The organism is Streptomyces sp. S.PNR 29 (assembly GCF_030386795.1).
Taxonomy (GTDB): Bacteria; Actinomycetota; Actinomycetes; order Streptomycetales; family Streptomycetaceae; genus Streptomyces.
Genome location: NZ_JANUQM010000005.1, coordinates 365,878 through 380,382, shown reverse-complemented (window position 1 = coordinate 380,382; position 14,505 = coordinate 365,878). Strand labels below are relative to the sequence as shown.

The following is a 14,505-nucleotide window of genomic DNA, read 5'->3' as shown; positions in this document are numbered from 1 at the left end:
GCCGCCGGGGACGCGACTACTGGCTGTTTGTCACGCCGGACGTATAGATCATTAACGGTCGCTTCGTGTTCGAATAGCTGAAGCTCGATCAATCTAGACCATGGGGGGTCAGTATGTAGAGGGGATGTGTGGAATTTGTGCTCAGCTTTGAGACTGGATTCTCCGATCTGCGACCGCCCGCCGGCGCCCGGCCTGCCACCGCCCGCCCCCGCAGCTCGGAGAGCTGCAGCAAGCCTGATACGGCGGCAAGTTCGGCAACGGCTTCCCGCTGTTCGTGCACCACGGCCTGTCGCTGAACGGCTTGATCATGTCGGTGCTCGGCGGCAGAACCCGTCCGGAAGGCTTCCGAACATGCTCTGGCCGGGGGGAGGCTCACCCCCGGCCGCGAAGGCTTCGACGCTGCGCTGACGCGCATGTGACGCTGGTTCTGATCGGGGTCGGGTGCTGCGGCCTCAGCCGGATGGGCGTGGTCGGATGGCGTTGCGCAGGAGGAGTGTGGTGATCACGCTGCTCACTCCGGTCAGGGCGATCGCGAGGCCGACCGCGAGGAATTCCGCGAACACGCCGAAAACCAGGGGCCCGATCCCCTGGATGGTCATGGTGGTGGTGTTGAGCAGGGCGAAACCCTGTCCCTGGCGGTCGGAAGGGACTGCCTCCAGGAAACGTCGCTGCAGTCCGAGCAAGTAGGCGGAACCCACGCCGGTGATCACGTACACCGCGGCGATCGCCGGATACGGCAGGTCCAGGATGAGCGCGATCGGGGGCGTGCCCATCACCAGCAGCAGTGGCAGGACGAGTCGTTCCCGGGTGGCAGGCGCGAACGCTCGCCCGACCACGACGTCACCGATGAGCATTCCGACCGACGTGGTTGCCAAGAGGGTGCCGGTCTCCGTCGGGCTGAACGCACGCTGCGCGGAGTACGGGATGAGCAGGCTTCCTGCTGCGGCCAAGTACGCGGCGGGCACGCACTGGACCATGATCAGCTCGATGACCCCGGGGGCGGCGACGAGCGCGGCGTTGCCTTGCAAGGTCTTTCGCACGATCGACCCGTTCGCCACGACCGGCCCGCCCGCGCGGACCGCCTCGGTGCGCGACAGGAACAGGCGGCTGATCACCGACGCGAGCAGGTGCGCCCCTGCGGTGACGAGCATCGTCCGATCCACGCCCAGCCACACGATCAGCGTCCCGCCGGCGGCCATGCCCGCCATCTGCGCCGAAACGGCGACGAGGTAGGACAGCGAACGCCCGAGCACGTAGGTGTCGCCGGTGAGGACCTCCGCCATGACTCGGCCCGCGGCCCCGGTGGTGACCGGTGTCAGGCAGGCCACGGCCGCGACGAGGAGCAGGCTGGCCGCGACCGGGAGGTGTCCGAACGCGAGCAGCAGCCCGACCGCGCACTGGAGAGCGTAGCCCGTGGTGATGAGGGTCCGCGGCGAGAACCGGTCCGCCATCGCGGCAAGAAACAGGCCGCCTGCGGCTTGGGGGAGGAAACCGATCGTCATCGCCGTCGCCGTCAGCAACGGAGAGTTGGTCTGGCTGAACACCAGCACCGCCAGTGCGACGGACCGCAGCGTGTCCGACATGACGCCGAGCAGCCGACCCGCGAATATGGCACGGAACTGGGTGACCGCGAAGACCTGGCCATAGGTGGCCTTCGTCGCGAACCTGTCGGTCATGAGTCGGCGTCCGGGCTGCTCGTGTCTCCGTCTCCCGGGCACAGAATCAGCCCCACGACCGCTCTCCCCTTGTTCGTCGAGTAGGCCAAGGATCAACGGGAAACGTGACCTACTGCAACTGAGATGACCGCTGGAAGATCGGCGCGATCAACCGCTTGTCCGTCGCCGTACTCGACGGAGCAGAGACCGGCTGCTCAGGCCTCCGTCGCCCGCTCGATGAAGCCGTCGCCCAGCAGGTTCTGGAACACCGGGAGCGGTGCCGGCCGCTGCTCGCGCACTCGCTGCCCGCGGGCCGCCGCCCCGTTGACGATCTGTTGGGCCCCCAGGGCGGATGCCCGGACGGTGACGTCGGGCGCGGCAGCCGCGGTACCGGTGACCAGCAGGGCGCCGGCCGCCAGGAGAGCCGACGCCGAGGCTCGGCGCCGGCTCCTGCGATGGACCGGACCGGTTCAGGGTGTGGACAGCTCGAACCGGGTGACGCGGACCGCGCCGCCCAGGGCCTGCGTGGCGTGGTTGAAGAGGGCGAAGCGGTAGCCCATGAAGAACCGCCAGTCGTTGCCCAGCGAGAAGGCGGGCCCGAGGCGGGTGAAGTTGGTGCCGTCGGTGCTGTAGGAGAAGGTCCCGGGGCGTGCCGCACCGGGGCGGATGTCCGCGCTCGCGCGCAGCCAGATCGGATTGCCGGAGACGGGCGCGCTCGCGACCTCCGTGCCGGTGCCGGTGGTGTTCCAGTTGCCGTCCATGGTCAGCCCGTTGACCATCACCACCCGCGTCCTGCCGCCGTCCCGCTTGACGCCTATCCAGGCGGAGGAGTCACGCAGCAGCGCCAGTCCGGCCCGGTCGCCGTCCCGCATCGCCGAGTGGTCGAGCCGGACCGTGGCGGTGGAGGTGGGCCCCTGGATGCGGTGCGTGAGGGTGTTGCGGGCCCAGTACAGGTCGTTGGTGACGGTCGCGGTGCGCAGGGTCAGGCCGTTGCCGACGGACCACTTTGTGTTGTCCGGGTTGTGGTTCCACTCCCATCTCGGTGCGAGGGTCGTGCTGTCGAAGGTGTCGACGCCGATCATGGGGGTGACTTGGCGGGGTGGCGTGGGCACGGCCGGGCTGGGATACGAGGTCCCCCATGCGCCGTTCACGAGTTGCACGACGGGCCAGCCGTCCGGGGTCCAGGTGACCGGCGCCAGGGCAGGCATCCGGCCGCCGGGGTAGGCGTCCACGAAGGCCATGTAGTACCAGGCACCGCTCTGCGTCTGCACCAGCCCGCCCTGGTGCGGGACGCCACCGCCGGGGATCGGCCCGCGCAGGTCGAGGAGGACCTGGCGCATGGTGTAGGGACCGAAGGGGCCGCTCGACGACTTCAGGATGTACTGCCCGTTCGCGGGGCGGGTCAGGAAGATGTAGTACTGCCCGTTGATCTTGTAGAAGCGGGAGCCCTCAAGGGTGCCGACGCTCGACGGTGTCGTGAAGACCTGCTGCGTACGGACCTGGCTGCGGCCGTCGGGCGACAGCTTGGCCACACTGATGGTGGTGTTCCCGTACGCCACGTACAGGGAGTCGTCGCTGTCGACGAGCAGCCCCGCGTCGTAGTAGGGAGTGCTGATCGTCGTCAGCCTGCTCCACGGCCCCTCGACGGCGGTGGCGGTGTAGACGTACGTCCGGGCGAAGTCGATCTGGCCGAGCCAGTAGAAGGTCCTGTTGCTCGGGCGGTAGGCCAGCGACGACGCCCAGATCCCTCTGACATAGCCACGGGAACCGTTCAGGTCGTACTTGGCGCCGAAGTCGAGGACGGGCACCGAGTGACCGGCGATCTCCCAGTTCACCAGGTCGTACGAACGCAGGACAGGCGCGCCCGGCGAGTAGTGCATGGTCGAGGCCGAGGCGTAATAGGTGCCGCCGACGCGGATGACGTCGATGTCCGCGAAGTCCTGCCAGATCACCGGGTTCGTGTAGTCCGCGGCGGCCGCGAGGGCCGGCCCCTGGGCCGGAGCGGAGGCGGCGGCCCGGGAGGCAGGCAGGAACGCGCCGGTGACCAGGCCGGTGGCGGCGGCCAGCGCCCGCCGACGAGGCATGCCTTGATGAGGGCATGACATATCCATGTGTCAGTCTCCTTGTGCGGCCCGGCCGTTGTGGTCCGGGGTTGACTCGGGAGTGCCCCTGGTTCGTGCGGTGGGAAGTGACCGAGGTCGATCCACAGGGTTCGTGATGTCGAACGCAGATCGGGTTGTCGAGCATCCTGGATGATAGGAGCCCGGCCGGCCCCGTCAATACCCCTCGCATGATGCGCAAGCACATTCGAAACATTCGGAAGATCGGCCTGTCCAACCAGACGTGGACCATCACCTCCGACGGGTCGATCCGCAACGTCCACGCCGGGCTGCCTCGATGTCTCGGTAAAACGTGGCCGTTACGTCGAGGTGGGCAGGTGCGGGGAGCGGAGCACGAGCAGGGTGATCTCGCTGGGGGCGAAGACGCGGAACGGCGGGCCCCAGAAGCCGGTGCCGCGGCTGGTGTAGAGGAGGGTGCGGGAGCCGTGGTGGCTGAGGCCGGCGAGGGCGGGCTGGTCGATGCGGACGAGATGGTGGAAGGGCCAGATCTGGCCGCCGTGGGTGTGGCCGGAGAGCTGGAGGTCGATGCCGGCGGCTGCCGCTCGGTCGATGAACTTCGGCTGGTGCGCCAGGAGCAGGACGGGTAGGTCGGGGTCGGCGCCGCTCAAGGCTCCGGCGAGGTGGGCGCGGTGGCCTGCCAGGCCGGAGGACTCGGCGGTGACGTCGTCCACGCCGGCGACCACGAGGGTGTCGCCTCCGCGTTCGAGCAGCAGATGGCGGTTGCGCAGCGGCTCCCAGCCCAGCTCGTCCATCAGGTCGATCCAGCCCTGAGCCTCGCTGTAGTACTCGTGGTTGCCGGTGACGTACACACGGGCCCGGGTGGCCCGCACTGTTCCGAGTGGGGCGGCCTGGGCGCGGCGGCGTTCGGCCGTGCCGTCCGCGATGTCGCCGGTGTGGCAGACCAGGTCGGCCTCCAGGGTGTTCACCGTCTCGCACACCCGTGCCGACCAGCGGACGCGATCGAGTGGGCCGTAGTGGGTGTCGGTGATGAGGACGACGCGGATGCCGTCCAACCCGGCACCCAGCCGTGGAAGTTGCACGTCGAGTCGGCGCACGCGCGGCACGCGCCGGGCTTCGGCGTATCCCCAGGCGAGCAGTACGGCGGTCACACCCAGGACGGTCCAGGTGACGATTCGGGCCCGGTCCTGACTCTCGCCGACGCCGGCCACGGTCAGGGCGAGCCGCAAGAAGACGCCGAGCAGAACGGACCAGGTGAACAGAACCCAGCTCGCGCCCAACAGGGTGTCACCGAGGATCGCCGCCCGGTCGTGCTGACGCCGGCCGTGGCCGCGCACCATCGCCAGTGGCATACATATGAGGCCGAGGACGAACAGGGCGGTGCCGACCAGCGTGACGGGCTGCGGCCAGTGCTGGCCGGTGTGCAGAAGCACCCAGCAGGGCACGGTCCACAGCAGGACGGGGGCGATCAGAGGCATGTAGCGCATCAGGCGGTGCAGTCGGCTCTGCCGCGGAGCTTGCGCTGCACCCTCGGCGGGCCGGGTGTTGCTGGTGTCGGTCACGCTTGCCTCCCTGACCAGGCTGCCGTCTCGCGCACTGTATCCGGTCGCCTTGGGCAGACCGGACCGGCGTTCATGGGCGATCAGGGCGCTCTGCCCCGGCTTGGTACTGCCGCCGGTGGAGCGTGTCCCGGCGTGACGATGGCCTGAGCGGGACCACCGGACGCGCCGGGCGGGCCGGCTCTCCTTCCACGACGTCATCATGCAGGCGTCGGGAAACCGCGTCGCCGCCGCGCGCTGGAGTGCCCAAGGGGCCGGGGCGATGTTCACTCACCCATATGCGCGCCGGCGTTGTCGCATGACCCGGGCGGGCTCGGCCTTCCGCCGAGCCCGCCACGTCGGCTCCATGCCGGAGCCGGACTCGTCTCACGCCGTCAGCGCTGCAGTGTCAGCAGACCCGGACGGTAGGGCAGGAGGCCGTAGTCGCCGCCGGAGTTGGGGCTGCGTCCCTGGTAGAGCAACTGCAGATTGCAGGGGTCGACGGTCATGGTCTGATCGGGGCTGGTGCGGATCAGTTCGCCATGGCTGATGTCGTTGGTCCAGGTGGCGCCACTGTTGGCCTTGCCGGCGAAGGGATGACTCTCGGTCGTGGCCTGGGGTGTCCATGAGCCGTTCAGGCTGGTGGCCGTGAACGAGCGGAAGTAGCGGCCCTGCGAGCCGATCGCCTCGACGATCATGAGGTAGCGGTTCTGGCCCTGCAGCTTGTAGACCTGCGGGGCTTCGAACAGGTTGTTCGTCGTATCGCTCATGACCACGGTCGAGGTAGTGCCGAAGCTGCCCGGGAAGTTCCCGATCGGCATGCTGGCCCGGTAGATCTTGCCGTTGTCACCGGCGAAGAACAGGTACATGTTCGTCCCGTCACCGATGAGCGTCTGGTCGATGGGTCCTGTTCCGGAGCCGGAGATGCTTCCGGAGAAGAGCACCTGCTCGGATGACCAGCCATTGGGGTTGGTGGGGTCGCTCGACGTCCGGTAGGAGAAGGCGGTCCTGCCCCACTGGTAGGCGAGCACCCAGATGTTCTTCGGCGCGAAGTAGAAGAGCGTGGGCGCGACGGTGGAGGTCGACATCGTGTTCTGGCTGGCCGAGGCCATCTCCGACCAATTGGTGAACGGGCCGAAGTTCATCGAGCCCCAGCGCGTCCCCGTGTCGTGCGTCGTCGCATAGACGAGTTGCCTGCCGTTGTAGGGGACGACGGTGAAGTCCTTGAGCGAGACCCACCCCGGCTTGGGCTGCGCCAGCGCGCCCGTTGATGTCCAGCGGTATGTCGATGGAAGATCGCACGGGCCGGGGACGCCGGCGCCGACCTTGACGAGCTGCCACTGCTGGTTGGTGCCGCCCCAGTCGTCGTACTGGACGACGTTCGCGTTGTCGGCGGTGGAGGCACCTTGTACTTCGAGGGCCTTGTTGCTGTGGCGCGAGATCAGCCTCACGTAACCGTCCGAGCTGTCGGCCAGCCGCCACTGCTGGTTGGTGCCGTTCAGGTCGGACCACTGGACGATCGAGCCCCCGTTGGCGGTGGACCAGTTGTGGACGTCCAGGACCTTGCCGGAGTGGCGGGACTTGATGCGGTAGTAACCGCCCCCGGAATCGACGAACTGCCACTGCTGCTGGTTCTGATCGTTCCTGGTCCACTGGGTGATGCGGGCGCCATCGTTGGTCGCCATGTTGTAGACATCAAGGGCCTTGCCGCTGTTGCGGTTGACCAGCACATACGAGGCGTTGGGGTCTATGGTCGCCGCGCCGGCGGGCTGGGCGCCGAGGAAGGTAGCCACGAGCAGCAAGGGCGCGAGGACGGCGAGTAAGCGTCTTGGACGGACCGGGGACGGGTGGCGAAACCACATCAGAGGGCCTCCTTTGGGGGCGGGGGTGAGGTGACCCGATGAACCGCAGAGCGGACGTACTGGGGGAGGGGAATCTCGAATGTTTCGAAGGATTTCCGAATGCGTTGACGCCACAAGCTAGGAATGCTGGGCCTTCTGGTCAAGGTCTGTCGCTGATCTGTCCACAATGCGCCTCCCCTCGGATCGGGGCTCCGCTGTCCCGCTCGCCGGAGTTGCCGGAAAGTTTCGGGCGGGGAACGAAATTTTTCTGCAGGGAGTATTGACGATCCATCGTCAATACCTCAATCATCCCTGCCTGAAGGCCGGTCGTAGTTCGAAATATCGAACCATGGCTGTGCTGCACGGCAGACCCACGCATAGCCGCACGACAGATCCGCGCACCAAAGCCTGCGCCACCCCGTCACGTTCCGGTGAAATTCGCACCAGCGCATCCTGGCTCTTCGCGCAGTGGGACAGGTGCGACGCCGCGTGGCGGTCCCCCGGCTGAGCCGCGATGGAGTACCCCCATGCCTCTGTCGAAACACCGCCGCCGCCCGCCGTACGCCACCCGACGACCGACCGGGTGCCGTCCGTGCCGGCTGAGATAGTCCCGGTCCCACCGACCGTCCGTCCGTCTGCCGAAGGGGAGCGGACGACGCATCCCCCTGCGCTTCAGTCCTTCCGTGATCTCTACCTTGGAGGCACAGTCATGGGCACGCATGCCCTTCCCAGACCCGTTATCCGCCGGAAGATCCACGGCCTGCTGTTGGCGCTGGTCCTAGGCGTCCTCCCTGCGGTCGCCGCACTGATCGCGCCGCCGGCCGCACACGCCGCCGAGAACACGCTCGGCGCCGCGGCGGCGCAGAGCGGCCGCTACTTCGGCACCGCCATCGCCTCGGGCAGGCTGGGCGACTCGGCTTACACGACGATCGCGGGCCGTGAGTTCAACTCGGTGACGGCCGAGAACGAGATGAAGATCGACGCCACCGAACCGCAGCGGGGCCAGTTCAACTTCGCCGCCGGTGACCGCGTCTACAACTGGGCGGTGCAGAACGGCAAGCAGGTGCGCGGCCACACCCTGGCCTGGCACTCCCAGCAGCCGGCCTGGATGGCGAGCCTCAGCGGCAGCACGCTGCGCCAGGCGATGATCAACCACATCAACGGCGTGATGGCCCACTACAAGGGCAAGATCGTCCAGTGGGACGTCGTGAACGAGGCCTTCGCCGACGGCAGTTCGGGAGCCCGGCGCGACTCCAACCTGCAACGCACGGGCAACGACTGGATCGAGGTCGCCTTCCGCACCGCGCGCGCCGCCGACCCGGCCGCCAAGCTCTGCTACAACGACTACAACATCGAGAACTGGACCTGGGCCAAAACCCAGGCCGTGTACGCCATGGTCCGAGACTTCAAGCAGCGCGGCGTGCCGATCGACTGCGTCGGCTTCCAGTCGCACTTCAACAACGACAGCCCGTACAACAGCAACTTCCGCACCACCCTGCAGAGCTTCGCGGCCCTCGGCGTCGACGTGGCCATCACCGAACTCGACATCCAGGGCGCCTCGGCCACGACCTACGCCAACGTGACCAACGACTGCCTGGCCGTCCCGCGCTGCCTCGGCATCACCGTCTGGGGTGTGCGCGACACCGACTCCTGGCGAGCGGGGCAGACGCCGCTGCTGTTCAACGGCGACGGCAGCAAGAAGCCCGCCTACACCGCCGTCCTCAACGCACTCAACGGCGGCACCTCCACGCCCCCTTCGGACTCCGGACAGATCAAGGGCGTCGGTTCGGGCCGCTGCCTGGACGTGCCCGGCGCCAGTACCACCGACGGCACCCAGCTCAACCTGTGGGACTGCCACAACGGCACCAACCAGCAGTGGACGTACACCGCAGCCGGCGAGCTCAGGGTCTATGGCAACAAGTGCCTGGACGCCGCCGGCACCGGCAACGGCGCCAAAGTCCAGATCTACAGCTGCTGGGGCGGCGACAACCAGAAATGGCGCCTCAACTCCGACGGGTCCATCGTCGGCGTCCAGTCCGGCCTCTGCCTCGACGCCGTCGCGGGCGGCACCGCCAACGGCACCCTGATCCAGCTCTACTCCTGCTCGAACGGCAGCAACCAACGCTGGACCCGCACCTGATGGGGCCCGCCACAGACGAAAGGGTGAATCGATGAAGCCCTATGGTGCGGCTTCCCCCGCCCCTCCACGACGACATCGCTGGTGGTCCCGGGTCGCCGCCGTGGTGGCGGCGACCCTCGCGATCGGCATGCTCACCGCGGTGAGTCCGGCGCCCGCCGAGGCGGCGACGGTGGACACCAATGCCTGGTACGTCCTGGTCAATCGCAACAGCGGCAAGGCGCTGGACGTCTCCGGCTCGTCCACCGCCGACGGGGCGCGGGTCAGCCAGTGGACGCGCAACGACGGAGCCAACCAGCAGTGGCAGTTCGTGGACTCCGGCGACGGCTTCTACCGGCTCAAGGCCCGGCATTCGGGCAAGGTTCTCGACGTGGCCGGCGCCTCGACCGCAGACGGCGCCGCGATCCAGCAGTGGGCCGACCACAACGGGGCCAACCAGCAGTTTCGCCTGGCCGACTCCGACGCGGGCCACGTCCGGCTGATCAACCGCACCAGCAGCAAGGCGGTGGAGGTGCAGGGCGCCTCCACCGCCGACGGCGGCAACGTCGTCCAGTACACCGACTGGGGCGGCGCCAACCAGCAATGGCAGATGATCAAGCTGTCGTCCGATGGCGGCGCCGGCGGATGCGGCAGGGCCCCGACTCTGGCGAGCGGTACGCACACGATTCAGAGCGGCGGTAAGACCCGCAGCTTCATCCTCAGGGTTCCCGCCAACTACGACAACAGCCACCCCTACCGGCTGATCTTCGCGTTCCACTGGCGGGGCGGAACCGCCGGCGAGGTCGCCTCGGGCGGCACGAGCGGGAGCGCCTGGTCCTACTACGGCCAACAGGAACAGTCGAACAACACCGCGATCCTCGTCGCCCCCCAGGGCCTCGGCAACGGCTGGGCCAATTCGGGCGGTGAGGACGTCACCTTCGTCGACGACATGATCCGGCGAATCGAGGGCGGCCTCTGTGTCAACCCGGCACAGCGCTTCGCCACGGGATTCAGCTGGGGCGGCGGTATGAGCTACGCGCTCGCGTGCAGCCGGGCGAACGTCTTCAGGGCCGTCGCGGTCATGTCCGGCGCTCAGATCAGCGGGTGCAGCGGCGGCACCCAGCCCATCGCCTACTTCGGGATCCACGGCATCAGCGACTCCGTCCTCAACATCGCGCAAGGACGGTCCCTGCGCGACCGATTCGTCAGCAACAACGGCTGCACCCCCCAGAGCCCGCGCGAGCCCGCACCGGGCAGCCGAACGCACATCACCACCACCTACGCGGGCTGCCGTGCCGGATACCCGGTCCAATGGGCCGCGTTCGACGGAGGCCACATGCCCGGTCCCGTCGACGGCTCCCCCAACGAAAGCGGCGTCGCCACCTGGACCAAGGCAGAGATCTGGAGGTTCTTCGCACAGTTCCAGTGACCCGCCCGCACCGCGGAGTGGAGCCAGGACGGTCCTGGCTCCACTCCGTCGAACCCACTTCACGCTCTAGAAGAAACCAAGCTTCTTCGGGCTGTAGGAGCAAAGAAGGTTCTTCGTCTGCTGGTGGTACACCCCTCGCAGGGCCCTCACCAGCGCGGATGCGAGGTTCAAAGGGCAGCTGGTGGATTCTGGCCCGCCTATGGTCCGGATCTTGGTCGTGAACCGGGCGAGGCCCGGGTCGGGCATGGCCGGCGGGCCACGCTTCGGGAATCCGGAGACGAGGAGGTCTTCTTGAAGTCGTCTACTTGGCGGTTCTGACCTGCGACGACGCGACTCCGGCCGCCTCTGGCCTGCGAAGATGAGTCTTTCGGCATCTTTCAGCATGGTCTCGCGTCACGCAGCCGATTCTCCCCACGCGCTCCCCACAGCCGTCGAGACTCCCCAGATTCTCCCCACAGCTTGCCACTGCCAGGGCAGTGGCGACCCGGGAGGCCCGGCCCATCCGCAGGATTGCCGCAGGCACGCTGAGTGACAAGCGTGGCGGGTATGTGCCTGGCCTGGCATGCCGACCCGGCATCCCTGCGTGGGCGGGCAAGGACTGGTGCACTCGGCGACAACTGCCCGTGCGGCGCCCGTCCTAGCGTGACCGAGTCCGTAACCACGCACACTCATTCGCGAACGAAGGGATCAACGCATGCCGTTCATCACAGTGGGCCAGGAGAACTCCACGACCATCGACCTCTACTACGAGGACCACGGAACCGGGCAGCCGGTCGTCCTCATTCACGGCTTCCCGCTCGACGGCCACTCCTGGGAGAGGCAGAGTGCCGTGCTGCTCGACGCCGGTTACCGCGTCATCACTTACGACCGCCGCGGTTTCGGGCAGTCCAGTCAGCCGACGGCCGGCTACGACTACGACACCTTCGCGGCCGATCTGAACACCGTGATGGAGACCCTCGACCTGCGGGACGCCGTTCTCGTCGGGTTCTCGATGGGCACCGGGGAGGTCGCCCGGTACGTGTCCACTTACGGCTCCGCCCGAGTCGCCAAGGTCGCTTTCCTGGCCTCGCTGGAGCCCTGCCTGCTCAAGAGTGACGACAACCCGGCCGGCGTCGCACCGAAGGAGTTCTTCGACGGCGTCGTCGCGGCCGTCAAGGCTGACCGCTACGCGTATTACACCAGCTTCTACCAGGACTTCTACAACCTCGACGAGAACCTCGGCACCCGGATCAGTGAGGAGGCCGTCCGCAACAGCTGGAACGTCGCTGGGGGCGGTGGCTTCTTCGCAGCCGCCGCCGCGCCCTCGACCTGGTACACGGACTTCCGGGCCGACATACCGGCCATCGACGTGCCGGCCCTGATCCTGCACGGCACGGGCGACCGCATCCTGCCCGTCGAGGGAACGGCGCGGCCGTTCCACAAGGCGCTCCCGTCCGCTGACTACGTGGAGATCGAGGGCGCCCCGCACGGCCTGCTCTGGACCCACGCGGAGGAGGTCAACTCGGCACTCCTCACCTTCCTGCGGAAGTAATCACACGGGAGCCGGGCCGTCTGTCGAAGGCGGCCCGGCTCCCGCATGTCCGAGGTTGTTGTCCCCGCCGTGAGTCCACCTGCTGAGGATGGAGCGGCCGTTCGGCGGCCTGCCCGAGTGAACGACCGCTGTTGGCATCCGCTTGAGTTCGGTGAGGTCCTGCTCCTACAGGGCGATCACGAGTGCGGTGTCGGGCAGTGCGGCCAGGAGCGCCTCGGCGGTGGGGTGGTCCAGACCGGCCACCGGCTCGTCGAGCAGCAGGCATCGGTGGACGCCTCAGTACGGCACGTGCCGTGTCAAGGCGCCTTCGCTGCGCCTGGGACAGCAGGCGTCCGCCGGGGCCCACCGGTGTGTGTGGGCGACATGAACGCCGCCCTGTGGCCCCGCCACCAGACAGCCGACCGGGTACGACGATTGCCCCCGAGCGCCACTGCGCTTGACTCAGGCTGCACGGTTGCGGTTGCACAGGCAGCGACCCACAACGCGGGCCGGGACAGGGCACTCACGGGCAAGCACCCCTGCACGCACAGGCATGACGACCGTCCGACCGCTGCCTACATTTCCGGCATCCACACAGTTGCCGGAATGAAGAGGCCCCATGCAGTTCGGAATTTTCTCGGTGGGGGACGTGACCCCCGACCCGACCAACGGCCGTACCCCCTCGGAGCGTGAGCGCATCAAGGCGATGGTCGCCATCGCGCTGAAGGCGGAAGAGGCCGGCCTCGACGTCTTCGCGACCGGTGAGCATCACAACCCGCCGTTCGTGCCGTCGTCCCCGACCACGATGCTCGGCTACATTGCCGCCCGTACCGAGAAGCTGATCCTTTCCACCGCCACGACGTTGATCACCACCAACGACCCGGTGAAGATCGCCGAGGATTACGCGATGCTCCAGCACCTGGCCGACGGCCGGGTCGACCTGATGATGGGCCGTGGCAACACCGGACCGGTCTACCCCTGGTTCGGCCAGGACATCCGGCAGGGCATCAACCTGGCCAAGGAGAACTACGCCCTGTTGCGCCGGCTGTGGCGCGAGGACGTCGTGAACTGGGAGGGGCAGTTCCGTACGCCGCTGCAGGGCTTCACCTCCACGCCGCGCCCGCTGGACGGCGTACCGCCGTTCGTCTGGCACGGCTCGATCCGCTCGCCGGAGATCGCCGAGCAGGCGGCCTTCTACGGCGACGGCTTCTTCCACAACAACATCTTCTGGCCCGCCCACCACACGAGGCAGATAGTCCAGCTGTACCGGCGGCGATACGCCTTCCACGGTCACGGCCGGCCCGAGGAGGCGATCGTCGGTCTCGGCGGGCAGGTCTTCATGCGGAAGAACTCCCAGGACGCCGTGCGGGAGTTCCGCCCCTACTTCGACAACGCGCCCGTCTACGGGCACGGCCCCTCGCTGGAGGAGTTCACCGAGCAGACCCCGCTGACGGTGGGCTCTCCCCAGCAGGTCATCGAGCGGACCCTGTCCTTCCGTGAGACCGTCGGCGACTACCAGCGACAGCTGTTCCTGATGGACCATGCGGGCCTGCCCCTGAAGACCGTGCTGGAACAGATCGACATCCTCGGCGAAGAGGTGGTGCCCGTGCTGCGGAAGGAGTTCGCGATCGGCCGCCCGGCCGATGTGCCGGACGCTCCCACGCACGAGTCGCTGCGAGCCGTTCGCGAGGTGCCCGCCGCATGAAGCTCGTCGCCTTGTCCGCGGGGCTGAGCACCCCGTCCTCCACCCGCCTGCTCGCGGACCGTCTCGCCGAGTCGGCCCGCGGCGAACTCGCCGCCCGTGGCCAGGAGGTGGAGACCGAGGTCATCGAGCTGCGGGGGCTGGCCGTCGCCGTCGCCAACAACCTCGTGACCGGATTCCCTCCGCCGCCCCTGGCCGCCGCCATCGACGCGGTGACGGGCGCTCACGGCCTGATCGCCGTGACCCCCGTGTTCACCGCCTCCTACAGCGGGCTGTTCAAGTCCTTCTTCGACCTGATCGACCCGGACGCCCTCACCGGCAAGCCGGTCCTCGTCGCGGCCACCGGAGGCACGGCCCGCCACTCCCTGGTCCTGGAACACGCCCTGCGCCCGCTCTTCGCCTACCTGCGCGCCGCCGTCGTCCCCACCGCGGTGTACGCGGCGTCCGAGGACTGGGGCTCCGACGGCGACGAGTACACCGCGGGGCTGCCCGCGCGCATACGGCGGGCGGGCGGGGAGCTGGCCGCCATGATGGCCGCCCGACCGGCCGGGGAGGCGCCCGAGGACGACATCACCGCGCTCGAGCGGCAGCTCTCCGACCTGCGGTTCGACTGAAGCCGACCCTGGCGGAGCGCAC

Annotated in this window: 9 protein-coding genes; 5 read left to right on the top strand and 4 right to left on the bottom strand. The window is 68.2% G+C overall.

The annotated features are described in order from the left end of the window. Positions 1 to 452: 452 nt before the first annotated feature. The 4 genes from NW895_RS16645 to NW895_RS16630 all read right to left on the bottom strand — a co-directional run bounded on the left by NW895_RS16645 (position 453) and on the right by NW895_RS16630 (position 7,133). Entirely contained in the window at positions 453 to 1,583 is a 1,131-nt protein-coding gene (locus tag NW895_RS16645) for an MFS transporter (RefSeq protein ID WP_289936327.1), read from the bottom strand. A 542-nt stretch (positions 1,584 to 2,125) separates the two neighbouring features. Beyond that, the gene (locus NW895_RS16640) at positions 2,126 to 3,739 is read right to left on the bottom strand and encodes a glycoside hydrolase 43 family protein (protein ID WP_289936326.1); all 1,614 of its coding nucleotides are present in this window, start codon (positions 3,737 to 3,739) and stop codon (positions 2,126 to 2,128) included. Positions 3,740 to 4,074: 335 nt separating this feature from the next. Continuing rightward, positions 4,075 to 5,295: a metallophosphoesterase gene (locus NW895_RS16635; RefSeq protein WP_289936325.1), complete on the bottom strand. Its 1,221-nt coding sequence runs from the start codon at positions 5,293 to 5,295 to the stop codon at positions 4,075 to 4,077. A gap of 371 nt (positions 5,296 to 5,666) precedes the next feature. Continuing rightward, complete coding sequence (locus tag NW895_RS16630; RefSeq protein ID WP_289936324.1) at positions 5,667 to 7,133, bottom strand: non-reducing end alpha-L-arabinofuranosidase family hydrolase; 1,467 nt, start codon at positions 7,131 to 7,133, stop codon at positions 5,667 to 5,669. A gap of 688 nt (positions 7,134 to 7,821) precedes the next feature. On the opposite strand from NW895_RS16630, the gene NW895_RS16625 reads away from it, so the two are divergent. The 5 genes from NW895_RS16625 to NW895_RS16605 all read left to right on the top strand — a co-directional run bounded on the left by NW895_RS16625 (position 7,822) and on the right by NW895_RS16605 (position 14,483). After that, on the top strand, positions 7,822 to 9,252 hold the full coding sequence (locus tag NW895_RS16625) for an endo-1,4-beta-xylanase (protein ID WP_289936323.1): 1,431 nt from the start codon (positions 7,822 to 7,824) through the stop codon (positions 9,250 to 9,252). A gap of 100 nt (positions 9,253 to 9,352) precedes the next feature. Next, on the top strand, positions 9,353 to 10,657 hold the full coding sequence (locus tag NW895_RS16620) for an RICIN domain-containing protein (RefSeq protein WP_289936516.1): 1,305 nt from the start codon (positions 9,353 to 9,355) through the stop codon (positions 10,655 to 10,657). A 694-nt stretch (positions 10,658 to 11,351) separates the two neighbouring features. Then, a complete protein-coding gene (locus tag NW895_RS16615; RefSeq protein ID WP_289936322.1) occupies positions 11,352 to 12,188 on the top strand; it encodes an alpha/beta hydrolase in 837 nt (278 codons plus the stop codon). Between the two features lie 598 nt (positions 12,189 to 12,786). Further along, the gene (locus NW895_RS16610) at positions 12,787 to 13,872 is read left to right on the top strand and encodes an LLM class flavin-dependent oxidoreductase (RefSeq protein WP_289936321.1); all 1,086 of its coding nucleotides are present in this window, start codon (positions 12,787 to 12,789) and stop codon (positions 13,870 to 13,872) included. After that, the gene (locus NW895_RS16605; RefSeq protein ID WP_289936320.1) at positions 13,869 to 14,483 is read left to right on the top strand and encodes an FMN reductase; all 615 of its coding nucleotides are present in this window, start codon (positions 13,869 to 13,871) and stop codon (positions 14,481 to 14,483) included. Before NW895_RS16610 ends, NW895_RS16605 begins: the two co-directional genes overlap by 4 nt. Positions 14,484 to 14,505 lie beyond the last annotated feature (22 nt).